This window comes from Lactobacillus iners DSM 13335 (assembly GCF_000160875.1).
In the GTDB taxonomy this organism is placed as follows: domain Bacteria; phylum Bacillota; class Bacilli; order Lactobacillales; family Lactobacillaceae; genus Lactobacillus; species Lactobacillus iners.
The window spans coordinates 65101-91669 of sequence record NZ_GG700811.1 but is presented as its reverse complement, the minus strand read 5'-3'; the positions used below and the strand labels follow the sequence as shown (position 1 = coordinate 91669).

Sequence of the window (26569 nt, the reverse complement as noted above, 5' to 3'; positions counted from 1 at the left end):
ACGGTACCACCTCTAAAAATGCTACGATTAACGCTCGCCATACGACATTATCTGTTGAAGGGTCACGACTCATGCTATGTACTTTTTCACCAAACAAGTACTCTCTGCAATACCGCTAGTCTCATTCTTCGTCATTAATAATTATTAATTATCTTACTTTTTTTATGTACTAATGTCAAACATCAAGACATTTTTTATAAATCTAAAACTATCGTCATAGGACCATCATTAATTAGACTTACTTGCATATCCGCACCAAATTGCCCTCTTTCAACAACATTACCGTCATTAACTAAACATTCATTGAAATAATTAAACAAATCTAAGGACATTGGAGGCTTCATAGCATTAACAAAGCTGGGTCTATTGCCCTTCTTGGTATCTGCTAACAAAGTAAACTGGCTAACACTTAAGATTTTCCCATTAACTTCGTGGATGTTTAAATTAGTTTTACCACAATTATCTTCAAAAATACGAATTTTTGAGATCTTAGCCGCCATTTTTTTAACAATATCTCTCGTATCATCCATGCCAATTCCTACGAGAAGTAACATCCCCTTATCAATTGAACTTATTTCTTCTTTATCAATTTCTACTTTTGCTTGTAAAACTCTTTGAACTACTACTCTCATTAATTAACAGACCTTTTTACTTCGTATACATTTGCGATATCACGTAATCGTCCCATGATTTCCTCTAAATGTGCGGTATCCCTTACTGAAACAGTCGCATAAATATGTGCCATATTATTATTATCTGTTTTACCTGAAATATTGATAATATTTTTGGTCTTAGAGTTTAGAGCATTAATCACATCGCTTAAAAATTTAGATCTAGAAAAGCCGTAGATTTCAATATCAGCATTAAAGTTTTCTGCTGTATTATTTTCACCGATATTCTCCCAAGCAACTTCAATTAATCGCCCTTGTGATTTAGCAACTCCATTAATATTGCGACAATCAGCTCGATGGACAGTAACACCACGCCCCTTAGTAACATAACCGACAATTTCATCGCCTGGAACAGGATTGCAGCATTTTGCTAACCGCAACATTAAATCTGAAACGCCTTGAATCATTACACCATTATTATGCTTAATATACATAACTCCATTAGAAGATTCGTGCTTTTCAGAAACCGGATTAATTTTCTGCTGTCCGGCATTCATAATTTCTGCTTCTAATTGACGTTTACGCTCATTTTCTTCACGTTTACGTAAATCTTGTGTCAACCGATTAACGATACTTGCAGGTGATATCTCACCAAATCCAGCTGCTGCAAATAATTCTTCTTCATTATGATAATTAAAATGCTCAATTACAGTATTGACGTGCGACTTATCCATATAAGTTTTGGATGATAAACCACGTGTTTGTAACTCTTGTTCAACCAATTCAATACCTTTTTCGATATTTTTCTCACGATCTTCAGACTTGAAAAATCGTTTTATCTTATTACGAGCACTAGAAGTTTTTACTAATTTTATCCAATCTCTAGATGGTGTGGCACTACTTTGCGTCAGCATTTCTACTACATCACCATTTTTTAATTGGTAATCCAAAGGAACTATTTTGTCATTAACTTTAGCTCCTACAGAATGGGCACCTACTTCCGAATGAATCATATAACCAAAGTCTAATGGTACAGATCCCTTAGGAAGTTCATAAACATCACCTTTAGGAGTAAAAACATAAACTCTATCAGAAAAAATATCAGTCTTAACACTATTCATAAATTCATGAGAATCCTTAGTTTCATCTTGCAATTCAAGAATCTCACGGAACATATCAATTTTCTTACTTGATGGCGTTTCAGCTACTGCAGTTTGTACACCTTCTTTATATGCCCAATGTGCAGCAACACCATATTCTGCAATCTGATGCATTTTTTCCGTTCTAATTTGTATTTCTAGCGGTTTACCACCAGGTCCAATAATCGTAGTATGCAAGGATTGATATCCATTAGCTTTAGGCACTGCAATATAATCCTTAAATCTTCCTGGCATTGGTGTCCATTTGGTATGCACAGCTCCCAAAACCGCATAACAATCACGAACGGTTTTTACAATAACTCTAACTGCCAACAAATCATAGATCTCACTAAATTCTTTATGTTTGTTGACCATCTTTTTATAAATTGAATATATATGTTTAGGTCGACCAAAAATTTCATACTTTATACCTAAATCATCTAAATTAGCCTTTAAGGTAGAAATAGCACTAGAAATATATCTTTCACGTTCACTACGTTTAGACTGCATGAGATTAACAATCCGATAATATTGTTGGGGATTTAAATAGTGCAAGCTCATATCTTCTAATTCCCACTTAATTGTTCCAATACCTAATCTATCAGCTAGTGGGGCATAAATATCTAATGTTTCATCAGCAATGCGTCGTTGTTTATCAGGTCGCAAATGATCCAAAGTATGCATGTTGTGCAAACGATCTGCTAATTTAACCATAATTACACGTAAGTCTTTAGCCATTGCAATTAACATTTTTCGATGATTGTCTGCTAAATACTCTTCATGAGTTTTCGATTTATATTTTATTTTTTTTAATTTAGTAACGCCTTCGACAATAAAAGCAACATCTTTACCAAATTCTTTTTTGATATCTTCATTAGTTACGGGTGTATCTTCCACGGTATCATGCAAATACCCCGCAGCAACTGTATCCGGATCTAAACCCAAACTAGCTAAAGTACCAGCAACTTGAGTTGGATGAATTATATATGGTTGCCCTGATTCTCTAAATTGACCCTCATGTGCATCTTTGGCAAAAGCATATGCTTTTTCGACAAATGCTACATGTTCTTCATTCATATATTTTTTACACGCTGCCAGAACCTCATCGTGTGTCATTTCCACATATTTAGACATTTTATCACCCTATTTTCTAACCTGATACAGATCGTTATGCCATAAACCAAAAAGTTCAAAACATAAATAAATTAAACAAAAGAAATAATTATATTTTGCAAAATGAATAGTAACCATTAAGGCAAAAATAATTGGAAAAAATAATAACCATTTTTTGCTAAGTTTATGAAAGTCAATCAAGCACCCTATTTGAAATGATATATAACTATTAAAAATAAGAAAAATAAGTGCTACTAACCATACTTTTCTTAAATGTGCCAATGAACACAAAAGACTTAAAATGATACAAAACATTGCCAAAAATACAATAGACATATAACTTTTCTGATTTAATTTGTGCCAAAATTCAACAGATATAATTTCTGATATTTTATGTAAAACTTTTTTCATACACTCAACCTTTTTTCTTTTTTATAATTTTATCACTTAATTTGATTTTTGACTTACTAAGATACAAAACCATCTTTTTTCTTGTATTTTCAAATTAACAGTAAATCCATTTTCAGATAGTAACTTTTCTATTCTAGATAGCTGCTCACAATCAATCCCAGACATAATTACACTACCATTGCGAGCCAAGTGATCAGATAAATGAGGAATTAGCTGATACAAAATCTCTGCTAACATATTAGCCAAAATTAAATCATATTTCCCCTTTACGCCCGTTAATAAATTGGCTTGTTTTAATTCAACATTGTCAATATCATTCAAAGCCAGATTTTTTTTAGCTGAAGCTATTGCATCATCAGAGATATCTGTAGCACAAACATTAGATGCACCAAATTTGGACGCAACTATAGATAAAATACCCGATCCAGTTCCTACATCTAACACAGACATCTCACTAAGTAATACACGTTCCATAACCATCAACATCAATTGGGTAGTAATATGTGTACCTGTACCAAAAGCTTGCTTAGGATTCATTTTAATAACAATTTGATGAGGATTTAATGGTTTAGGACATTCCCATTCAGGTACTATGGCTAAACTACGTGAGAAATCAACTCTATGATAAAATTTTTCCCACTGATTTTGCCACATTTTATCACAAACTTGAATGACTTTAAATTCAACGTTATCAGTTTTGAACCCATAGTTTTTTAGCTCTAATAACTTTGCTTTTATTTGAGAAATTATGTCACTTATTTCAATTCCAATTGCAAAATAAGCTGTCAATTCCATATCATCAGGAATTTCATTAGCATCTTGAGCTAAGATATTAGCAGTTAATACGTCATCAAAATCACTTCTACGACGCACTTCAATTCCTTTTGCTGCTAAATCGCTTTGCAAAAAATAAGTGAGTGGCTCTTCCAACTCACTAGAACACATAATTTGAACACCATTTAATTGCAATTTTATACTTCCTTTTGACTTTTTTTTAATTTATGTTTTATTATAGCTAGTGGTGATAAAAATGTCGAAAAAAAATAAAAAACAAAATTTAAAGAAAACTTTGGTCGAAAAAATCTTAGATCAACATAAAATACCTTATAGCCAACTTCAATTCAATGTTACTCAACATGGTGATGTTAAACAGATTGATACTACTATTTTAGCTGAAGATGAACATTTGGTCTACAAAACTCTTGTTTGTGAAGGTAACCAAAATTCACCTATTATAGCAGTAGTTCCCGTTACTGAACATTTAAGTATGAAAAAATTGGCAACTATCTCAAATAATAAAAAATGTGAACTATTACCTCTAAAGAAACTTTTATCAACTACAGGATACGTTCACGGTGCCAATACTCCTATAGGAATTTATGAAAAATTTCATTATCCGATTTTTTTGGACAATAGTATGAAAAATGAACCATTAGTTGCTGTTTCAAGCGGTGAAGTTGGTAGAAGCGTTAAATTAAACCCTACCGATTTGGCAACACTCACGAATGCAACTTTTTGTGATTTATTAGATAAATAAAAAGCCTATTTTGTGTTAAGGCACAAAAAGGCTTTTTTAGTAAGTATGATTTATTTATCCTGCATGACGCCACTTAGGATCTGTTAAAATACGTGCAGTAATTAATCCTAAAGGTAAACTGATCACAATCAACAATGCCTTAATAGACCAAATTTCACCCTGCACAAACGATGCTAAAGTCAAATTAAACATTGCTCGATACATATATAATCCTGGAACCATAATAACAATCGCTGGAACTGTCAACGCTATTCTAGGATAACCAATTTTCTTTCGAACTATCGATGCCAAGATACCTGCTAAAAATGCTCCTAAAAAGGCTGCCAAAGCAGGTGGCCAATTTACAAAATCAACCAAACTTAGTCGCATAGTATTCGCAATAGCACCAAATACAGCAGCTAGCATAGCCATCTTAACTTCAGTATTAAACATGATCGAGAAACCAAACACACCACAAAAACTAGCAAATAAACGTAAGATAGTTAAAATAACTGGTTCTAAGTTTAAAGGTAAGAAATCTTGTGGATGCAAATGTAAGACAAGAGCAATTATACATCCTACTGCTGTAGCAACTACAATAATCATAGATGCAAATGCCATTCTTTCCAAACCAGAACGCATATCAACTTTAGAGATATCTAATCCAGAAGTAATGAAAGGAAAACCTGGTATCACAAACAACATAGCACCGATATAGCCATCTAAATGTCTAGCACTGACATGCATGAAAAGATTACTTATATAAAAAGCTAAAGCATAGACACAACATGCTACTAAAACTCCAACTATTACATTTGCTAAAACAGTCATACGCTTATCAATCATCTTACGTCGGGCATAATTTCCCGCCATAGCACCGAAAAAAGCATAAATAACTTCAAAAATTCCACCACCCAGCAAGAATGTGAATCCACCACAAGCAATTCCAGAAGCAAGTGCCACTTGCCATGGTTGATATGAAGCTTTTTGTTTAGTAATTTCTTCTAATGTATTATGAATTTTTTCTATTGTCCAATTACCATGATCTTTTTCAAATTGACTGACAAATGCTTCCATTTTATTAAGTTTAGCAGTATTAACTCCCGTAGATGGTAAACTCAAGGCTTGCGTATAACTGTGACCAAATTCATCAACACAAGTGTACTCTAATGATACTAGCCCTATATCAGCACTACAAGTCATATTTAAGTTACGAGCCATGGTATTCATAGCAGATCTTACTCTCCATGCACCAGTTCCAAACGATAGCAACATCATACCTACATGACCAACAATAACAGACCTTTCAGATAATGTTGCTTCTTTAGCTAAAGTTGAACTTTTACTGGTAAAAAACTCATGCCATCTAATACGCATATGATGATGATGTGATAAGGTATGACATTTATTACTGGAGCAATTTTCGTGTTTCATATTATTATTTTTCTTACTCATTAGCCACCTCACATAAATTATTACATTTAAAATTTTAACATAAAATTAATGAAATGACTTAACACTTTATTATATAAAACATAAAAAAGCCAAGCTATTTTACGTAAAATAGCTTGACCTCGTTACCGTTCTTGATGATTAAATTTAACAGCTAAATAATCTCCAACTAATTGAATAATTAATACTAATAGTAATACCAATATAGTTGCTACAAAAGTTACATCATTATTAAATCTATTATAACCGTAGGAAATTGCAGTATTTCCCAAACCGCCAGCTCCTACTGCACCTGCCATAGCAGTTAATCCAACTAGACTAATCAAAGTAACAGTTGATACTCTAATTAGTTCACTGCGACTTTCTTTTAAATATACATCAAATATCAAATCGAGCGTCGTAGCACCTAATGCTTGAGCAGCTTCAATTTTACCAAGATCAACACTTTCTAATGCAACTTGCACTTGACGTGCAAAAAATGGAAAAACACCCAAAGTTAATGGTACTAATGCAGCTGTTTCGCCGATTTGAGTATGAACCAACGCCTTAGTAAATGGAGCAACAAAGGCCAATAAAATAATAAATGGGACTGCTCTAAATACTGAAACAGTTTTATCAATAATGCTAAAAAGCAATTTATTTTCCAAGATACCTTTTTGTCTGGTTAACACCAAACCAAGACCAAAGACTAAACCGAGTAATCCGCCAAATAATGCTGACCAAAAAGTCATATATAAGGTTTGTAAAATGGCTGTTTGCCAACCGGCATCGCCGCTCCATCCTTGAGCTACAACATTAGGTAAATATTTTTCAAGTATATTAAACATTTCTTAACACATCCTTATCCAATTTAGTTACAATTACATTTCTATCTCTCAAAAATTGCAAAGCTTCTTGCTCTTTATTAGCATCTAATTTGAGCAAAATTGCCAAAGTACCAATTAATTTTCCGCCTAATACTTCAACATTTCCATACAAGATGCTTGCTTTAGTACCTACTTTTTCATCTAAATCAGCTACTACAGACTTTGTAACATCATCGATACCATAAACTAATTGGTATAATTGATCATTTGGTGCAATTTCATTTAAGCTATAGGTATTCAAAATATGTTGAACTTCTAACGCACCACCTACAAATTGTTTAGTTAATTTCTGTTTAGGATGTAAAAATACATCAAGCAGGTTACCATTTTCTATTAATTTACCATCTTCCATTACAGCAACTTTATTAGCTATTCTTTTTACAGCATCCATCTCATGTGTAATTAAAACTATCGTTAATTGTAATTTTTGATTCAATTCATATAGCAAATCTAAAATCTGATTGGTTGTCTTAGGATCTAAAGCACTAGTTGCTTCATCAGATATCAATATATCTGGATCATTAGCTAATGCTCTTGCAATTGCAACACGCTGTTGTTGACCGCCAGATAGTTGAGCAGGATAAAAATTTGCCTTATCCTGCAATCCAACTAATTCTAATAAATGTAAACACTTAGTATGAATTTCTTTTTCAGATAATTGCGAATGCTTTAATGCAAAGGCTACATTATCAATTACTTTAGCTTCATTAAGCAAATTAAAGTGCTGGAAGATCATACCAATTTTTCTACGTTTCTCCTGTAATTGTTTAGCATCAATCTTCTGTTTTCCATCTTCAAACAAAATGTCATTTGTTACAGTAATCGAACCACTAGTAGGTTTTTGCAATAAATTAATAGTACGGACTAAAGTTGATTTACCTGCACCAGAAAATCCGATAACACCATAAATATCACCTTTTTCAACTTGTAAACTAACTTTATCTACTGCAACATTTCCATCAAAAATTACAGATATATCTTTTAACGAAATTTGCTTTGCCATAATAATCCCCCTTAATATCAATCCTTATTTTTATCCATTATTTCGTATTTATTTGAGTAAACAAAAAGAGCACTCATCCAAAAGGACGAATGCTCGCGTTACCACCTTTATTTACTGATTACTCACATAATCAATCTCAGCAAGTAGCTCCCAATAATATGAGAATTACCTTGTTTGATTAACGAAAACAACCCCGTCAATAACTAAAAATTCGTTATTGCCACTTTCTATTAGCCCATGTTCGAAGCTAATCGTTACTTACTTTCACCAGTCGTAAGCTCTCTGAGAACAAATATCACTTCTACTCTGCTAACATAATGTTTAAAAATAATTATTGTATTTATTTTACATGTTTTAAAATATACTGTCAAGCATATAAATTAATAAATGTCTTTGATCTGTTGTTGAACAATTTCATGGTCTATAAATTCATCGTAAGTAATATCTTGTCTAGATACAATGCCTTTAGATCCAACTTCCACAATATGGTTAGCTATCGTCTGAATAAACTCATGGTCATGTGATGTAAATAAAATCGAACCAGAATAAGCCTTTAAGGCCTCGTTCAAAGCAGTAATAGATTCCAAATCTAAATGATTGGTAGGATCATCTAAAATTAGGACATTAGATGGTTGCAACATCAACCTAGATAATTGACACCTAACTTTTTCACCACCAGATAAAACTTTGATCTTTTTATCTATTTCATCACCAGAAAATAACATTCTACCTAAAAATCCACGTAAAAATGTATTATCTTCTTGTTCCTTACTTGCATATTGACGTAACCAATCTAAAATAGTCAATTCACTATCATTAAAATTAGCATTTAAATCTCGAGATAAATAATTAAAAGCTGTAGTTTGACCCCAAGTAACACTACCTGTATCTGGCTCTAATTTACCAGCAATAATCTGCAATAATATCGAAATAGCAACTGTATTACGTGATATAAATGCGACTTTATCACCTGGACGTACAGAAAATGTAACATTATCCAAAATCTTACGACCATCTACACTATACGATACATTTTCAACTTTAACCAAATCATTGCCCAATTCTCTATGCATATCAAATTTGATATATGGATATTTACGTGAAGAAGGTTTAATATCATCAAGAGTGATCTTTTCTAATTGCTTTTTGCGTGATGTTGCCTGCTTTGATTTAGATGCATTGGCAGAAAATCTTGCTATAAAAGTTTGTAATTCTTTGATTTTCTCTTCTTTTTTAGCATTCTGATTATTTGCTAATTCAGTAGCTAATTTACTTGATTCATACCAAAAATCATAGTTTCCAACATATAATTGGATTTTTCCTCGATCAACATCACACATTTGTGTACACACTTGATTAAGAAAGTGTCTATCATGTGATACTACCATAACAATATTTTCATAGTTAGCTAAAAAATTCTCCAGCCATTCAATAGTGTGAACATCCAAACCATTAGTAGGCTCATCTAGCAATAATATATCAGGATTACCAAATAATGCCTGTGCTAATAAAACTTTAACTTTAACAGATTCTGGTAACTCTGACATCATAGTTTGATGCAACTCTTCAGCAACGCCTAATGATTGCAACAATTTAGCACTATCTGCTTCAGCATTCCATCCATCGAGTTCTGCAAATTTAGTCTCCAATTCAGCAGCCAAAACCCCATCAGCATCACTAAAATCAGCTTTTGCATATAATGCATCTTTTTGCTTCATAACATCGTACAATTGCTTATGACCTTGAATAACTGTTTCCATAACAGTAAATTCTTCAAATGCAAAGTGATCCTGATTTAAACTAGAAATACGTTCATTTGCTCCAATTGTTATACTACCTGTAGTTGGCTCAATTTTTCCTTCAAGTAATTTCAAAAAAGTTGATTTACCTGCACCATTAGCTCCGATAATTCCATAACAATTACCAGGAGTGAATTTCAAATTAACGTCTTCATATAGTGTATGACCTGCCATATTAAGGCTTAAATTATTAACTGTAATCAAATATTATTCTCCTTCTACTACTTACGAACAAATACATTTACAGACAACGGTGCAACTGTGTGACAATCTTGATCTGCATCACTTGAAAATATCTTCTTAAATCCTGTCATATCAAGACCTAAATTTGTTTTCTGATCATTAAACACATTAAAAATAACGATAATATTCTGATCATAGCTAAATGCAAATAGGCCATTTTGCCCAGCAATTAATAACTTGATTCGCTTTTCAATTTCACTATAATCATCTAACCTAAAAACATCATATTTCTTGCGTATTTTTAATAATTCACTGAGATATAAAACATCATCTTTATTTTTTGACATCCTATTCCAGTCAATTTTATTAATCTGATCGCCACTACTATAACTATTAGGATCTCCTTGTTTAGTTCTAAAAGCTTCTTGACCACTATTAATAAAAGGAATACCTTCAGCCAAAATCGCCATAGCTAAAGCTAACTTTGCTCGACGATGAATTTCCTTTTCATCAATATTAGGCATCAATAATTTCAATTTATCAAATAATGTATAATTATCATGACATTCTACATAATTAATGGTCTGCATAGGTGACTGATAAGGATGGTTTGATAAAGAACTATAAAATTTTCCACCTAAGAAACCAGCAATAAACATTCTAGAAGCTCGATAATATCCATAATGATCCATATCAAATACTAAACCAGGCTCTACACCAGCAAATTCAGAACCACGTATACTATCTCTGAAATCATCACTAAAGAAACTAATTCCTGGCAATTTATTTGCATTATATTGTCCTGCACCAATTTCATGATTAGTCTGACGCATATCCCATCCTTCACCATAAACAAGAATGCTTGGATCTATCTCATTAAGCCCACGCTTAATTTGATTCATAGTATCTACATCTAATATACCCATCAAATCAAAACGAAAGCCGTCTAATTTGTATTCCTTAGCCCAATACATAACAGAATCATATATGTATTTTCTACACATTAACCGCTCACTGGCAACATCATTTCTACATGCTGAACCATTAGTGGGTTTTCCGTCACGATATTGAAAGAAATAACCTGGAACAGTTTTTTCTAAGGCATGCATTCTCCGAATGTAAACATGATTATATACGACATCCATACTTACTCGTAAGCCAGCATCGTGCAATCCCTTAATCATCTGTTTCATTTCCATAATACGACTAGCTGGATTTGCCGGATCTGAAGCAAAGCTACCTTCAGGGACATTATAATTTGCAGGATCATAGCCCCAATTATATGCATCAGGAACAGACTCATCGATACTTCCAAAGTCATATATCGGCATAAATTGGACATGAGTGATACCTAATTTTTTTAAATAATCTAACCCACTTGATAAACCTAATGGTGTTTCAGTGTCAGACTCTATCATCCCCAAAAATTTACCCTTATTTTTAACTCCCGAATTAACATCGATTGTAAAATCTCGCACACTAGTTTCGTAAATAATAGCATCTGTAGCCTTAGAAAAAGGTGACATCCTATCAAAGTTTTCAGGTTTTATCTTATTGGCATCAGATAAGACACCATATTTGCCATTAATTGTGACCATTTGAATATATGGATCTACTGTTTCAGTGGTAAAATTGTCAAATGTCAAACAATATGTATAAGCTTTTCCATAATATTTTTTATCTAAAAAAATAAGCCACGTGCCCTTTTCTGACTTTGCCATTTCCAATGAAGCTAATTTAGGTGCATCACTTTGATAATTAGCAAATAAATTAACACAAACTTTCTCAGCTGTTGGGGCCCATAAGCGTAATTTTATTTTATCATCGTAAAATGTAGCTCCCAAATCATCCAAATCATAAAAATATTTCATATCAAACTCAGGAGATTGTATTTCATCTATAGATAACATATAATTAAAGCTCCTTTTTGCTAAAAATGGTAATTAACATCAATATACGTATTAACATTATACTGGTATAAAAATAATATTGCAAAAAAAACTTCCCACTAAAAGTAGGAAGTTTTTTTACTAATTAAGCTATAAATTAATCCAAATCCACATTATCAGGGAAGAATGCTAATCTTTCACCAGCACCAAGTTCTTCTTCAATTCTTAATAATTGGTTGTACTTCTCAACACGTTCTGAACGAGCTGGAGCACCAGTCTTTAATTGACCACCATTAACTGCAACAGCAAAGTCAGCAATGAATGTATCACCAGTTTCACCTGAACGGTGAGAAATCATAGTGTTGTAACCATTCTTACGTGAAAGACGAACAGTTTCCAATGTTTCAGTAACAGAACCAATTTGATTCAATTTAATTAATGATGCATTACCAGCACCTTCATGAATAGCTTTGTTTAAAAGCTTAGGGTTAGTACAAATGAAGTCATCCAAAACAATTTGTAAACGATCTTTATGAGTTTGAGTAAATTTAACCATACCTTCAACATCATTTTCATCATAAGGATCTTCCATAGAGATTAATTCTGGGAATTCTGCTAACAACTTATCGTAGTATTCTGCTAATTCCTCATCATCTAATACTTTACCTTCCAAGTGATACTTACCATCTTCCTTGTTGTAGAAGTATGATGCAGCACAGTCACATGCAATTGCAATATCTTCACCAGGCTTGTAACCTGCTCTAATAATAGCTTCGTGCAATGCTTTTAATGCTTCTTCAGAGTTCTTCATGTTAGGTGCAAAACCACCTTCATCACCTAAACCAGTTTCATAACCCATTTCTTCAAGCACTTTCTTCAAAGTGTGGTATGTATTAACAATCTTTTCAAAACCATCGCGGAATGATGTCTTCTTAACAGGAGTAATCATAAACTCTTGAATATCGATACCATTATCAGCATGCTCACCACCATTAATAACATTGTGGAAAGTTTGTGGCATTTCAAGATCAGTTCCACCAAGATATCTATATAATGGTTGGTGACAATCTAAAGCAGCAGCACGTGCAACAGCCATAGAAACGCCCAAAATAGCATTAGCACCTAAGCGACCCTTGTTTGGAGTACCGTCCAAGTCAATCATAGTTTGATCAATTAATGCTTGGTTATATGGATCCATACCTTTTAATGCAGCATTAATTTCAGTGTTAATGTTATTAACAGCCTTCATAACACCTTTACCACCAAGACGTGAATCACCATCACGCAATTCAACAGCTTCATTTTCACCAGTTGAAGCACCTGATGGAACTTCAGCAATAGCTACAACACCATTTGAAAGTGTAACTTGTGCTTCCACAGTTGGGTTACCACGTGAATCAAAAATTTCTCTACCATGAACATTTTCAATTACTGATTTTAACATTATTTAAAAAGTCCTCCTTATAATCGAGGCGAAGAAAAGATTAAAATATACAAAGTTCAACCTATTCTATCGTCACTTGGGATTAACACCCACTTAACTTACAGTCAATATTTTAGTCCTAGATTGTCAATATGTAAATGCTAAAATAATTAATTACAAAATTCGCCATATAAAAATAGCTATCAAAAAACAAATTCTGCTTAAAACTAAAGAAGCTATAACGTCTAGTAAATGATGTTGCCTTAAAAAAATTCGCGACGAAATAATACCCAGTAACAGCAAATTAAATATGCAAAGCCAAATTATATTTTTTTCAAGATTAAAAGTAAAAATCAGCAAATATATTAAAGTCATAGCTGATAAAACATGACCACTAGGAAAACTATAACCTTTCCTATGACATATGCTATTGGTCGGTCTTTTTTGCTTGATTGCAATTTTTAATGCTATCCCTACTACATCAGTCAAAATCAGCGATAATAAAAACCAACATGCTAACTTCGAATTTCCATTTATCCATAAAATCGTACTGACAAATATACAAAATAACATAATATCAATAGGCGAAAATACATAAGTTATAATTTTCCATAGCAACTTGAATTTTACAGTTACATCTTTTGTCATTTTGGTTACATCATCCATATTTTGCATCTTATTCAACATTACAAGATGCAAAAATACTAAAATCAATATAAATAATTCCATGATAAAATTCCATATACACATAATCTTTTTTATGTAAAGTTAGCAAAAAAAACTAAAAGAGGTTAACACCAAAATGATAACCTCCTCAAATCTTAAGGTGAGTACAGGATTTGAACCTGCGCGCCGATAAAATCGGTTCGCCGGATTTCGAGTCCGGTGCATTACCACTCTGCCAACTCACCACGTGTGACACTACCAATTATATCAATTTTCATTTAAATGGCAATAAAAGATTTTTGTTAAAAATTAAAATCTGCGTTAAACTTATCTAATAGTCATGCATTTGAAAAAGTTTGAGGTTTTTATGGAAATTAAAGGTTTAACACAAAAAGAAGCAGATAAGCGTTTGAAAATTGATGGTCTAAATGATGTACCAGATCCAAAATACAATTTTTGGCAAGCATTTGCTTCTAAATTATGGAATATATCTGCTTGGATATTAGAAGCTGCTTTAATACTAGAATGTTTTTTAGGTAAATGGATCCAATCATTTTTTGTACTCTTAATGCTATTATTTGCAGCATTTAACGGAGCTACACAGAAAAAGAAATCACGTAAAGTACTTAATATGATTGCTCACAAATTAAATCCCCTAGTTATCGTTAAGAGAGATAATATTTGGAAACAAATTGATGCAAAGTTTTTAGTTATTGGCGATTTAATTAGTTTAAAAAAGGGTGATATATTAGGTGCAGATGCCAAACTTGTACAAGGAAATCTTCAAGTAGACCAAAGTGCCATAAGTGGTGAAAGCAACCTAATTGCCAAAAAAGAAACAGAAACCATTTTTGGTGGAAGTATAGTTATCAAAGGCGAAGCTTTAGCAACTATTATTGCTACAGGAAAAAATTCACGAAACGGTAAAACTATCAACTTAATCAACACTTCCGCAGCTCCTGGTCATTTACAAAAACTGTTAACCACAATAATATATTATCTTTGCCTATTAGATGGGATTTTAACTTTAATTTTAATCTTTTTTGCAATTATTCATGGTAAAAATATTTTAGATATGCTTCCTTTCTTAGCGATGATGTTTATAGCTTCTATTCCTGTCGCTATGCCATCAACATTTGCACTCTCTAACTCTTTTGAAGCTACTAAATTAAGTCAAGAAGGTGTTTTAACAGCTGACTTAACTGGCATTCAAGATGCAGCTAATCTAAATCTACTTTTATTGGATAAGACAGGTACAATTACTGAAAATAAAACATCTGTTTTTAAATGGTACAACTTATGCCAAAAAGCTGACAAAGAAGTTCTATCATATGTTAGTGCTACCTTAGACGAAAAAAATAGTGGGATTATTGACGATGCTATATTTACTTTTCTCAAGCAAAAAAATATTAAATTAATTAAAGCAGATAAGTATATTTCATTTACATCTGATAAAGGCTATTCACAGGCTCAAGTTGGTAATTTAGACTTAAAATTAGGTTCTTTTAAACAACTTTCCCAATTGGATACAACGTCAATTGAAAAAATTGGTCAAATAAGTTTTGAAAATGGACGTAGCGTAGCTTTCTTAATCAATAATAAATTAGCTGGGATTTTCATCCTAAAAGATACAATTCGCCCTGATGCTATCACAACATTACAAGAAATTAAAAATCGTGGTATCAAAGCCATTATGCTAACTGGCGATAATCAAAAAACTGCACAAAGTATAGCTACTCAAGTTGGATTACAAGGGAAAGTAATCTCAATTAATAATTTCACTGAAAATCTAAATATTCATGAACTAGCCGGGATTGCTGATGTATTACCAGAAGATAAACTATTTATAGTAAAATTGTTACAACAAAAAGGCTTTATAGTTGGGATGACTGGTGATGGCGTTAATGATGCTCCTGCATTAAAACAAGCCGAAGTTGGCATTGCTATGCATAATGCAACCGATATTGCCAAGAAAAGTAGCAAAATGGTTTTATTGCAAGACGGTTTATCACCGATTATTAAAATTTTAGATGCTGGTCATCGAGTTTATCATCGCATGACTACTTGGTCACTTACCAAATTATCAAGAACAGCAGAATTAACAATGCTTTTAACCATAGGTTTTATTTGCTTAAATTATATTCCGATGGCACTAAATGCAATGGTAATATATACAATCATGAATAATATGGTCACAATGATGATTGGAACTGATAATACCTATGTAAGTTATCATCCAGAAAATTGGGATATATTAAAATTAGCTAAACGAGCATTCTCTCTAGCTAGTGGTTTTATGTTGTCAGGTCTAGCTTTATTGTACTTTTGCACTCAAAAACAAATAGCCCCTGCCAAAATAGGAGCTATTATATATATATATTTAGTTTTTAGTGCTATGCTACTAGTTTTAATTACTAGATCCAAAACATATTTCTGGAAAAGCTTGCCTTCAAAATATGTATATATTACACAATTAATCAATATAGTCATTACATTAACAATAACAGCAATGGGTCTAGGCATTCAACAATTAGCATTATCAGAAATTGGATTAGCAATTCTTTTTAGCTTATTAGCTGCAATAATTATTGACGTAATTTACAAAAAAATAACTGTCAAAAACTAAAACTATTATTTCACAATGACAATGGAAGTACTTAATGCACCAAGAGAAGAATGTTGAGATAAGATCAAATCATTATCATTACTCAATATGACTTTTGCACCACTCAAATCAATTTGATTAAATAGCTGAGTTTCATTTTTAATATTAAACAAAACGTACAATTTGCATGTAGGCATAGTATATTCAAACGCAAAAATTCCATTTTGTTTTAGAACATATGGTCGTACAATGCGACTTATTTCTTGGTAATCATCAATTCTGAAAATCGAATATTTTTTACGTATATTAACTAATTTCTTAAAAAACTTGATTAGATCTTGATTTTGTTCAACTCTTAACCAATCTATTTTATTTTCCTCGATGGGTGCATTATATGAATTTACGTTGCCATTTTTGGTACGTAAACATTCTTGACCAGAATGTATTAATGGGACACCTTCTGCAAGCAGAATCATAGCCAAAGACATTTCGGCTCGCTTAATAATCTCTGGACGACTGGCATTAGGCAAATGAGCAATTAAAGCATCGTATAATGTAAAATTGTCATGACATGTTGAATAATTAATGAGTTGGTGAGGTGCTATGTAAGTATGAAAACCATTACTACCCATAAAGCCCTTAACAAATTCGCATACATCTTGCTCATAATATTTTTTACCACTTGCACCAACTTCAGCTAAATTACCTTGAACTAAGCCGGGGCGATAGTCAGCATATTCCCCACTTTCACCAATCACAGCATTTCGAAGATTTTCACCAAAAAAACCGACGTTAGGCATCAAACTTGCATGATCATGTCCTGATTCTAATGGACGTTCAATTGGCTTAATATTCCATCCTTCGCCATAAATTAAAATACCAGGATCAATTTTATGTGCCTCTTCTACTACTAAATTCATAGTGTCAACATCTAAAACTCCCATTGTATCAAATCTAAAACCATCTATATGATAATTCTTTATCCAAAATATAATTGAATCGACAATATACTTTCTTACCATTAATCGCTGGCTGGCAATAGCATTACCCATTCCGATATCATCAATCATATTTCCTTTTTCATCATGCTTAAAATAATATCCTGGTACAACCTGTTCAAAGGCTTGTTTATGTATATCAAAAACATGATTATAAACTACATCCATGACAACTCTTATTCCTGCCCGATGCAATTCATTAACCATATATTTCATTTCTTTAATTCTACATACAGGATCAGCTGGATCAGTCGAATAAGTTCCTTCAGGTACATTATAATTAATTGGATCATAGCCCCAATTATAACTATGATTAGGATCAGCTTCATCTAAACTACCAAAATCAAACATAGGCAGTAATTGAACATGAGTTATACCTAATGATTTTAAATATGATAAACCTGTAGCATAACCTTGTGCCGTATGTGTATTTTTTTCACTAAGGCCTAAAAATAATCCTGGATATTTAAAACCACCATTTTTATCTGCAGTAATATCACGTACACTGGTTTCATAAATTATGGCATCAGTAGGATTAGTAAATGACGGCAACTTAACTAGATCATTTACTTCAATCTTAGCAATATCTATAATTACACTTCTAACCCCATTGATCGTAGCTGCAACTGCATATGGATCATTAGCATAGGTTACAGTGCCATCACAAAATGTGAATTTATAATCATATGCCCAACCAATGTATTTTGAGCTTATCATACAAGTCCAAACTCCAGCATTTTCCTTATCCAGGGTAATTTCACGATCACTTATACTATTATTATTTAAATCATGATAAAGTCTAACAGTAACTGTATCAGCTATTGGCGACCATATTTTAAAGATAACTTTGTCTTTTTCAAAACTAAGTCCTAAATCAGACCCACCGTAGTAATTTTCTCTATCAAATTCAGGAGAAGTTAATCCGTAAAATTTTTTCAATACATGCTTTTCCATAACCTTTTCCAAAAACCCTTCTTCAGTTTTTAAAACGCTTACTTTAATTATATACACATGCATACACCATGCAATATATTAATTATAATAAAAAAAAGAGCCTCAGCTCTTTAATAAATAGTCATCACTCTAGATTAATTTATTTCTTTGCAAAAATGCTTTAGCTACTTTAGCAGCATTTTTATGCTCAAGTTTAACTTGGGTTTCTAATTGTATCATCTCATCATCTGTAATTTTTCCTGCTAATTTTTCAATTATTTTAACGACTTGATGATGTTTTTTTGCAAATCTTTTAGTAATAATCGGTGCTACTTGATAAGGTACAAAATAATATTTATCATCATTTAAAATCAATAAGTTATTTTTCTTAATCTCTGGATCATTAGACGTTGCAGCAATTAAATTGACTTGACGCTTTCTTAGTTTCTCATAACATTGATCAGCTGTTGTCACGCTCATTTTTGGAAAATCCAATTTATAAACATCTTTCAATCCCTCATATCCATTAGAAGAATAAGCAAAATCTTTAAACATCCCTACTACCAATTTAGATTTATATTTCTGTAAATCACTAATTTTTGTAATCTTATTTTGCTTGGCAAATTCTTTATCTGCAATTAAAACATAATTGTTATGGTAAGCCATCGGTGTCATATATATCAAATCTTGCTTATACAAAATATCTCTTGTATAACGATATAATTCATCAATGTTAGCAAATTTTTTGTCGCTATTATCAATTAATGAAAAAACCTTTCTAGTTTCTTCAGGATAAATATCAATGTTTCCATTTCTTAATTCTTTTAAAATCTGACGATCATCTTTTCTTCTACTAAAAGTAACATGATACTTTTTATTTTTTTCCAGCAATATCTTGTACATATTAGCAATAATATCAAATTGACTATCATCTTTACTAGCAATGATTATTTGCTCACTTTTTGCACTATTTGCAACAGTTTTAATATTATTTAATGAATATGCTCCTAAACTTACTATACCGAAAAGAAGAACTATGATTAAAAACATCCACTGAAATTTTGCATTAAAAAGCTTAACTAAGCAAAAAATGAAATTTAGTAATAAAACCGATAATGTCAAAACTATAGCTATATTACATTGAATTTTGGAAAAATGAATTAAACTAATTTGACTACAATTTCTAATACTAATCAAATTGATTATCAGCAACCAAATGGATGAATAAAACACTATTTTCTTTAAACCGCCAATAATATCAGCAATAACTAATGGCAACTCTATTTTAAAGAAAATTTTCTTTTTGCTAAGCCCCAAAGCAACCGCCGTGGTCTTTAATTCGGGATTTATTTTGGTAAAAGCATTGTTTATAACTGGAAATAACACACAGGTCGCAAATGCCGATCCTATAATCCAATATAGATATATAGTTAAAACTATATTATGTTTGATAAAGATCCAAGCTATAAGCAAAAAGATTGGTACAACTAAAATTAACTTAAATAACCAATTAATAACCTTAGTCAAGCGAGCACATTTATGCAGTAATAATGCCAATAAACTAGAAACAACAAAAGAAACAAACAATATAGTCATCTCATCCATCAAAAAGTTCAAAACTATAGATGTTTGTTTTAAATTTAATATATTATCAATCATTGGTAGACAACCTCTTTAATAGAAAATTCCAAACACGCTTTGGTTCAATTAAGAATTCACCAAAATCCGTCTCAGCAATAAATAAAGAATCTGGATGATTTGAACAATCTTTAACTAGATCTTTAAAATTATATACATGATACCTAACTAGCATATCAGTTTTAGGATAATAACGTGGATTAACACCTAATTCACTCTTTAGCAATGTTTCCAAATCAAATGATACACCAATATGATTGTTCTCTAATAATTGCTTAACAAATAGATTTGCTGGATGTTGTGAGATATCTCGTGCAGTACCTACTTGTTCAATTTTTGAATCATTAACAATAACAATTGAACTACCCAATTTTAATGCATCAGCAATATCATCAGTTGTCATCAAAATAGTAGTATGAAAATGTTTCTTTAACCTAACCAACAATTCGTGAAGTTTGATTTGACTGATTTTATCCATTTCATCAAAACTATCATCTAATAAAACTACTTGCGGATTAATTGCAAAAGCACGTGCTAAACTAATCTTTTTTTGTTCAAAATATGTCAATTCGTGCGGTTTCATATTCAAACATTGGTTATCCATATCAATCAATTCTAACAATGTATTGGCTATGGTTTGCTTATCTTGACCAGAAATATTTTTATCTAAACTAATAGTCAAATTTTGGTAAATATTTAAATTATTAAACAAATTAGCTTGTGTACTAACGTAACTAATTTTGGATCTCAAATCCTTAATAGTGTAATCGGTAATTTTTTTATGATTAAACCATATATCACCCTCATCAGCTTCGATTAGGCGATTCAAAAGTCTAATAATTATTTTTTTACAACTATCATTAGAACCGACAATAACCAGCAAATCTCCATTATTGATATTTAAAGATCCATTTTTCAAAGATGTTTTTCTATTAATTTTTTTTGAAACATTTTGATATTCTATCATATAATTCTCCACACAAAATTTTATATTAAATAAAACATATTAATGATTTTGAATAGCACCATTTAGTTTTTTACGATAAATAAAATATATAACTAAAACAAAAGGAACCATTATCAACATAATAGGGTAAAAGTAAAAATGAGGTATTGTAGAAGCAATAATACCACCTAAAATCGGTGCACTAGCCATTCCTAAATCTAATCCTAAATAAACTGTTGAACTTGCTAAGCCTTGCTGATCTAAAGGAGAAAGCAATAATGCGGTAGTCTGATTAATTGAATAGATTACACCATAGCCAATGGATAGTGCCACTGCTGCAATTAACATGATGAAATTATTTTTCATGAAAGCCATTGAAATTAGAAAAATAATCATAGCAATTAAACTTAGCCAAAACCAAAAACCAAATGCAATTGTATCAAAGAAACGTTTAAGCCATATTCTAATAATTAACAACGACAGTGCATATATCAAGAAAAAATATCCTACACTAACAGATAGCTTTCTCATAGCAACATATTCAACTAAATCAGCTTGTGTTGCAAAATATGGTATCGAAAAGAAAAGCATTAATAAGGCTACGGGGATTGTATCTTTTTGTATTATCCTAATGTGCTTAATATTTTTAAGGCTTAACTTATTTTGTGGTATAGCATGATTTTTAACAAACTTAATCATAATTAACATAATTACTGCTGCTAAACTAGCAATCATCATCGAATAGCGATATCCGATTACCTTATATGAATTAATGGCAATCAGTGGTGCAACAGCCATAGCTAAGGCATTCATTAATCCATAAAAACCCATTGCTTCCCCTACAAACCTTCGTGGTACTAAAAATGCTAGCCACGTTGTCATACATATCGTTGCTAAGACAAATCCTGTACCATTTATTAAACGAAATAAAATTAATAATCCACTAGTATTAACTAACCAGTAACCAGATACGCCAATCAATATTAATATTCCACCAATTAATGAAAGACAATATTTGGAATAAAGGTCGACTAAATTGCCAGCAATTGGACGCAAAAATATTGAAACAATGCTCATAGAACCCGTTATGATGCCTGCCAAAATCGAATCTGCACCTAAGCTTAATGCATAACCATTAATTAAAGGCGTAACAAACATAACAGAAAACATAAATAAAAAGGATGCTGCCATTACCAAGATAACATCCATGGTATAAATTGACTTTGTTTTTTTCAATTAACTACTCCTACTATTGATACAATGAATGCAATTTAATTATATCAATAAAATAAGGCTTGCACACGCTTATATGCAAACCTTAGTAAAGATAATAATAATTTAGTAATTAATGTACCTTTGACGCTCCCATTCAGAAACACTTTGAGTATATCGTGCCCATTCCAATTCCTTGGAATCAATGAAACTCTTGGTCAAATGTTCTCCTAATGCTTCTTGAATTAATTTATCAGCCTTAAATGCCTTAATAGCATTATGAAGTGTAGACGGCAAAGGCTTAATACCGAGTTCTTTTCTCTTTTCTTCAGACATTTCAAATACATTACTTGTTACAGGTTCCATAGGCATTTTAGCTTCTTTAATACCATTTAAACCTGCCTTCAATGTTGCTGCTAATAAAAGATATGGATTAGCTGTTGGATCTGCAGAACGCAATTCCAAACGAGTAGTAACTTCTTCAGCTGCAGGTATTCTAACCAGTGGTGATCTATTTTTGTTAGCCCAAGCAATATAAACAGGTGCTTCATATCCTGGAATTAGTCGCTTGTATGAGTTAACTGTTGGATTACCAATTGCTGTAATTGCACGAGCATGTTCTAAAATACCATTTAAGAAATATAAAGCTTCATTGGACAAGCCATATTTACCATTAGCATCATAAAAGATATTACGCTTATCTTTAAATATAGACATGTTAGTATGCATACCATTACCTGCTTCACCTTCTAATGGTTTAGCCATGAAAGTAGCACAAAGTCCATGCTTTTTAGCAACTGTCCTAACTACCATTTTGAAAGTTTGAACACGATCAGCAGTTGTTAATGCATCATCAAATTTAAAATCAATCTCTTGTTGTCCATTACCAACTTCGTGGTGAGCAGCTTCAACTTCAAAATCCATGCCTTCTAAAGTTTCAACAATTTCACGACGGCATTTAGCACCTTCATCACTGTCAGTCATATCAAAATATGATGCATGATCACAAACATTAGTAGTCCAGCCACCATTCTCATCTAATTTGAACAAATGGAATTCAGCTTCAAATCCAATTTCAAAGTCAGTATATCCCATTGACTTCATTTCATTCAAAATGCGTTTTAAATTGTTTCGAGGATCTCCTTCAAATGGTGTTCCATCTACTTTATGTACACTACATGTCAAACGACCGATCCGACCTGAAGTGCCATCCTGCCATGGCAAAACCATCCATGTAGATAAATCAGGATATAAAACCATGTCACTTTCTTCGATACGCACAAATCCATCAATTGAAGAACCATCAAAACGAATTTCATTAGCTAGCACTTTATCCAATTGACTTGTCGGAACTTCAACATTCTTCATTGTTCCATTAATATCCGTAAATGCTAACCGCAAAAAGCAAACATCGTTATCCTTCACACTCATTTTAATATCATCAGCCGTCAATATTCTCTTCATAATCCATCCAATCTAGAGTAAAGCAAAAATTGGTATAGTCCTTGAAATGCATATAAACCCGTTTGTTTACTCAACGAAAATAATAACAGTGTTAATTGGTATCGTCAATATTTTTTTGATTTTTTATGAATAAAATTATTTGATAATATCAACATATAATCAAGAATATGATCATCTTTTAGAGGATCCAACCATTTAACGCATAATTGATGTCTAAAATACGTTATTTGTCTCTTGGCATATTTACGAGAAGCCTGCTTTAACTTATCTACACAATAACTTAAATCTGCCTCATGCTTAAAGTAAGGAAAAAATTCTTTATAACCTATTGCTTGTACAACTTGATGACATTTATCAAGATTGTGATATATCATCTCAGCTTCTGTCAATAATCCACTAGCCATCATCTTATCAATCCGATTATTGATACGCTCATATACTTGCTGACGATCACTATTTAATCCGATGATTAAAGCATCGTATCTAGGTTCAATATCTACTTGCTGATCAGAAAAAAGTTTGCCAGTTCTACTAATAACACTCAACGCTCTAAGCACACGTCTATGATTTTGATACGGTATTTTAGCAGCAGTGATAGGATCTTTTTCATTTAATTTTTGCCATAATGCATGTTCACCCTCAGATTTAAGTAATTCAAGCCATCTTGAATCTACACTATCGTTATAGCTTTCCCGTTCGCCTAATTGTAATTTATTTATTAATGCATTAATATAAAAACCTGTTCCACCGACAACTAAAGGAATTTTGCCCTTAGCCGTAATCTCATCTATCGCTTTACTTGCTTGGGATACAAACTCTTTAACAGAATATTCCGTAAAAATTGATTGTTGGTCAACAAGATAGTGTTTAACTGCTGCACGCTCTGCCGAAGTCGGCTTAGCCGTGCCAATATTAACTTCCTGATATATTTGCATCGAATCACCAGATATAATTTCCGCATTTAACTTTTGAGCCAACTTGATTGCTAATTCAGTTTTACCAATACCTGTGGGGCCAACAATAACTATTATTTTTTGCATAATCATTCTCCTTTTAAAAAAAGAATAAACTTGATAAAATTTAAGTATAAGAAACAATTAAGGAGGAATTTAAGATGTCCAAAAAATTTGGGACTGGTGTAGCAACTGGTATTTTAACAACTTTAGGTGCATTAGCTGTCGGTCTATTTACTTATAAAAAGAAAGTATTAGATCCTGAAGATAAAGAAGATTCAAGAATTGCTGATAACCGCCGCAAAGCTAATAGAAAAAGTTTTTCTGCACATCAGTCATAATTGGTTAATTGCTTATTTTACAAAAAATAGAGGATTATCTTAATCCTCTATTTTTTAATATTTAGAAGTTTTAGTTTGACCTTCCCATTTTGCAAACGCATCTTCCAACCAATATACTTTATGATAACCTTTCTTATTGAGAAATTTAGCAACCCTAATATTGATCATTAATGAATCTGAATATAAATAAACGGGCAAATCAGATCTAATTTCACTATATTGATATTTAATCATCGAAAAAGGTAAACTACGAGCACCTAAAATATGTTTATTTTTAAAGGCATCCTTAGTTCGCAAATCAATAATTTGTGCTTTTCTTTTTCCTTCTTCAAATTGTTTTTGTGTTAATTTACCACCAAGTCTTTTTGCTTGCCACCTTAACCATAACCAATTAACAGCTAGAGCTAGAATAATAACAGTCAATAACACATTGAGAATTATCAAAACTTTGTCCATCTTTAATATCCCTCCATTTACTTATTTAACCAAATCAATCTTTACACTGACCAGACTCTTTAGCAACTTCAATTTCATGTTCATGATTTAATATCAGCTTAGCAGTCATATAATTTTTATTACTAATGACACCTGCTTTATGTAAATTATCTAATTCTAGAGCCATCAATTCAATATCCCATTTTCTTTTACCAACATAAACCAGAATATTGAATTTTTTCAATAGTTGTTGCACATCGTACAAATTCTTCATTAAAGGTTGATCACCATTCCCTGACGTAAACAATATACCAAATAAATAATAAAAATTGCACAGAAAAGTACTCTAATTTTAGAAGGTGCATCTTTGAAAAAAATGCTACCCAGAATAATTGTCAACAAAAATCCTGTAATAGTACCACCTATATGACCTATTATATCAACACTAGGCATGAAAAAGTCTACAACGATATTACAAATTAGCAATAAAAATGCCTGTCTGCCTATTATAATCGCTATGATATTATCATTATTTAAAAAATATAGTGCAAGAACTGAACCCATTAGTCCAAATACTGCAGTAGAAGCACCGCAGGAAATTACATTATCTTGACCAAGAGCAAAAGAAAGTAAATTTCCACCGACTCCTGAAAGTAAATATATTGTCAAATAACGAATATGACCTAAAAATTGTTCTAGAAACATTCCAAAAAAGTAGATCATAACTATATTACATATGATGTGAAAGAATCCTGCATGAATAAACTGTGCCGTAAATAAACGCCAGAATTGCAACTTTGTAACTACAGCAATATTATTCATACACCCAAAATCTAATAATTTATTGATATCATTATTGACATCAAAAAAAAGTTCTATTGCATATACAATAATTAAAATTGCAATAATAGACCAGGTAAATATTCTACTAGTATATTTTCTATATTTTCGTTTTATACCAATATGTATCAAT

At 31.8% G+C, this 26569-nt stretch carries 23 protein-coding genes and 1 tRNA gene; 3 read left to right on the top strand and 21 right to left on the bottom strand.

What is annotated here, in order from left to right; translation table 11 throughout:
• Window positions 1-194 precede the first annotated feature (194 nt).
• Genes dtd through HMPREF0520_RS05425 form a run of 4 tightly spaced genes read right to left on the bottom strand, consistent with a single transcriptional unit; the run spans window position 195 to window position 4243 of the window.
• The gene (dtd, locus tag HMPREF0520_RS05440; protein ID WP_006729902.1) at window positions 195-632 is read right to left on the bottom strand and encodes a D-aminoacyl-tRNA deacylase; all 438 of its coding nucleotides are present in this window, start codon (window positions 630-632) and stop codon (window positions 195-197) included.
• Window positions 632-2884: a RelA/SpoT family protein gene (locus HMPREF0520_RS05435; protein WP_006729901.1), complete on the bottom strand. Its 2253-nt coding sequence runs from the start codon at window positions 2882-2884 to the stop codon at window positions 632-634. The genes dtd and HMPREF0520_RS05435 overlap by 1 nt, the downstream gene beginning before the upstream one ends.
• A gap of 9 nt (window positions 2885-2893) precedes the next feature.
• On the bottom strand, window positions 2894-3274 hold the full coding sequence (locus tag HMPREF0520_RS05430; protein WP_006729900.1) for a hypothetical protein: 381 nt from the start codon (window positions 3272-3274) through the stop codon (window positions 2894-2896).
• Between the two features lie 36 nt (window positions 3275-3310).
• Window positions 3311-4243, bottom strand: coding sequence for a 50S ribosomal protein L11 methyltransferase (locus HMPREF0520_RS05425; protein ID WP_006730184.1), 933 nt, complete (start codon window positions 4241-4243; stop codon window positions 3311-3313).
• 61 nt (window positions 4244-4304) lie between these two features.
• Here HMPREF0520_RS05425 and HMPREF0520_RS05420 point away from each other — a divergent pair, with 61 nt between their 5' ends.
• Window positions 4305-4811, top strand: a complete 507-nt coding sequence (locus tag HMPREF0520_RS05420; RefSeq protein ID WP_006729898.1) for an aminoacyl-tRNA deacylase — start codon at window positions 4305-4307, stop codon at window positions 4809-4811.
• A gap of 54 nt (window positions 4812-4865) precedes the next feature.
• On the opposite strand, the gene HMPREF0520_RS05415 is transcribed toward HMPREF0520_RS05420, so the two are convergent.
• The 8 genes from HMPREF0520_RS05415 to HMPREF0520_RS05380 form a co-directional block, all read right to left on the bottom strand.
• Window positions 4866-6245, bottom strand: a complete 1380-nt coding sequence (locus HMPREF0520_RS05415; RefSeq protein ID WP_010222488.1) for a threonine/serine exporter family protein — start codon at window positions 6243-6245, stop codon at window positions 4866-4868.
• A 122-nt stretch (window positions 6246-6367) separates the two neighbouring features.
• Window positions 6368-7069, bottom strand: a complete 702-nt coding sequence (locus tag HMPREF0520_RS05410) for a methionine ABC transporter permease (RefSeq protein WP_006729896.1) — start codon at window positions 7067-7069, stop codon at window positions 6368-6370.
• On the bottom strand, window positions 7062-8111 hold the full coding sequence (locus tag HMPREF0520_RS05405; protein ID WP_006729895.1) for a methionine ABC transporter ATP-binding protein: 1050 nt from the start codon (window positions 8109-8111) through the stop codon (window positions 7062-7064). Before HMPREF0520_RS05405 ends, HMPREF0520_RS05410 begins: the two co-directional genes overlap by 8 nt.
• Before the next feature lie 380 nt (window positions 8112-8491).
• Window positions 8492-10114, bottom strand: a complete 1623-nt coding sequence (locus tag HMPREF0520_RS05400) for an ABC-F family ATP-binding cassette domain-containing protein (protein ID WP_006730225.1) — start codon at window positions 10112-10114, stop codon at window positions 8492-8494.
• A gap of 17 nt (window positions 10115-10131) precedes the next feature.
• Complete coding sequence (gene pulA / locus HMPREF0520_RS05395) at window positions 10132-12003, bottom strand: type I pullulanase (protein ID WP_006729893.1); 1872 nt, start codon at window positions 12001-12003, stop codon at window positions 10132-10134.
• A gap of 136 nt (window positions 12004-12139) precedes the next feature.
• Window positions 12140-13426, bottom strand: a complete 1287-nt coding sequence (gene eno / locus HMPREF0520_RS05390) for a phosphopyruvate hydratase (protein ID WP_006729892.1) — start codon at window positions 13424-13426, stop codon at window positions 12140-12142.
• 153 nt (window positions 13427-13579) lie between these two features.
• Window positions 13580-14134, bottom strand: a complete 555-nt coding sequence (locus tag HMPREF0520_RS05385) for a phosphatase PAP2 family protein (RefSeq protein ID WP_006735685.1) — start codon at window positions 14132-14134, stop codon at window positions 13580-13582.
• A gap of 95 nt (window positions 14135-14229) precedes the next feature.
• Window positions 14230-14316: transfer RNA gene (locus HMPREF0520_RS05380), tRNA-Ser, on the bottom strand.
• A gap of 122 nt (window positions 14317-14438) precedes the next feature.
• On the opposite strand from HMPREF0520_RS05380, the gene HMPREF0520_RS05375 reads away from it, so the two are divergent.
• Window positions 14439-16697 carry an HAD-IC family P-type ATPase gene (locus tag HMPREF0520_RS05375; protein WP_035514909.1) on the top strand — a complete coding sequence of 753 codons (2259 nt, stop codon included), beginning with the start codon at window positions 14439-14441 and terminating at the stop codon, window positions 16695-16697.
• A 5-nt stretch (window positions 16698-16702) separates the two neighbouring features.
• Here the strand turns inward: HMPREF0520_RS05375 and pulA (HMPREF0520_RS05370) are convergent, their stop codons facing one another.
• The 6 genes from pulA (HMPREF0520_RS05370) to miaA form a co-directional block, all read right to left on the bottom strand.
• Window positions 16703-18691, bottom strand: coding sequence for a type I pullulanase (gene pulA / locus HMPREF0520_RS05370; protein WP_006729889.1), 1989 nt, complete (start codon window positions 18689-18691; stop codon window positions 16703-16705).
• A 66-nt stretch (window positions 18692-18757) separates the two neighbouring features.
• Window positions 18758-20266 (bottom strand): glycine betaine ABC transporter substrate-binding protein, encoded by a 1509-nt coding sequence (locus HMPREF0520_RS05365; protein WP_006729888.1) that lies wholly within the window; start codon window positions 20264-20266, stop codon window positions 18758-18760.
• Entirely contained in the window at window positions 20259-21212 is a 954-nt protein-coding gene (locus tag HMPREF0520_RS05360) for an ATP-binding cassette domain-containing protein (RefSeq protein WP_006729887.1), read from the bottom strand. The genes HMPREF0520_RS05365 and HMPREF0520_RS05360 overlap by 8 nt, the downstream gene beginning before the upstream one ends.
• A gap of 39 nt (window positions 21213-21251) precedes the next feature.
• On the bottom strand, window positions 21252-22427 hold the full coding sequence (locus tag HMPREF0520_RS05355) for an MFS transporter (RefSeq protein ID WP_006731629.1): 1176 nt from the start codon (window positions 22425-22427) through the stop codon (window positions 21252-21254).
• Window positions 22428-22529: 102 nt separating this feature from the next.
• Window positions 22530-23867, bottom strand: coding sequence for a type I glutamate--ammonia ligase (glnA, locus tag HMPREF0520_RS05350; protein ID WP_006729885.1), 1338 nt, complete (start codon window positions 23865-23867; stop codon window positions 22530-22532).
• Window positions 23868-23971: 104 nt separating this feature from the next.
• Window positions 23972-24907 carry a tRNA (adenosine(37)-N6)-dimethylallyltransferase MiaA gene (miaA, locus tag HMPREF0520_RS05345; protein WP_010222474.1) on the bottom strand — a complete coding sequence of 312 codons (936 nt, stop codon included), beginning with the start codon at window positions 24905-24907 and terminating at the stop codon, window positions 23972-23974.
• 74 nt (window positions 24908-24981) lie between these two features.
• Here miaA and HMPREF0520_RS05340 point away from each other — a divergent pair, with 74 nt between their 5' ends.
• Window positions 24982-25161, top strand: coding sequence for a DUF3042 family protein (locus HMPREF0520_RS05340; RefSeq protein ID WP_006729883.1), 180 nt, complete (start codon window positions 24982-24984; stop codon window positions 25159-25161).
• A gap of 54 nt (window positions 25162-25215) precedes the next feature.
• Here HMPREF0520_RS05340 and HMPREF0520_RS05335 read toward each other — a convergent pair whose 3' ends face one another.
• The 3 genes from HMPREF0520_RS05335 to HMPREF0520_RS05325 are packed head-to-tail and all read right to left on the bottom strand — an operon-like array spanning window position 25216 to window position 26568.
• The gene (locus tag HMPREF0520_RS05335) at window positions 25216-25617 is read right to left on the bottom strand and encodes a rhodanese-like domain-containing protein (RefSeq protein ID WP_006729882.1); all 402 of its coding nucleotides are present in this window, start codon (window positions 25615-25617) and stop codon (window positions 25216-25218) included.
• A 34-nt stretch (window positions 25618-25651) separates the two neighbouring features.
• Window positions 25652-25870: a YqgQ family protein gene (locus HMPREF0520_RS05330; protein WP_006729881.1), complete on the bottom strand. Its 219-nt coding sequence runs from the start codon at window positions 25868-25870 to the stop codon at window positions 25652-25654.
• The gene (locus HMPREF0520_RS05325) at window positions 25870-26568 is read right to left on the bottom strand and encodes a rhomboid family intramembrane serine protease (RefSeq protein WP_006729880.1); all 699 of its coding nucleotides are present in this window, start codon (window positions 26566-26568) and stop codon (window positions 25870-25872) included. The genes HMPREF0520_RS05330 and HMPREF0520_RS05325 overlap by 1 nt, the downstream gene beginning before the upstream one ends.
• Window position 26569: the final 1 nt, after the last annotated feature.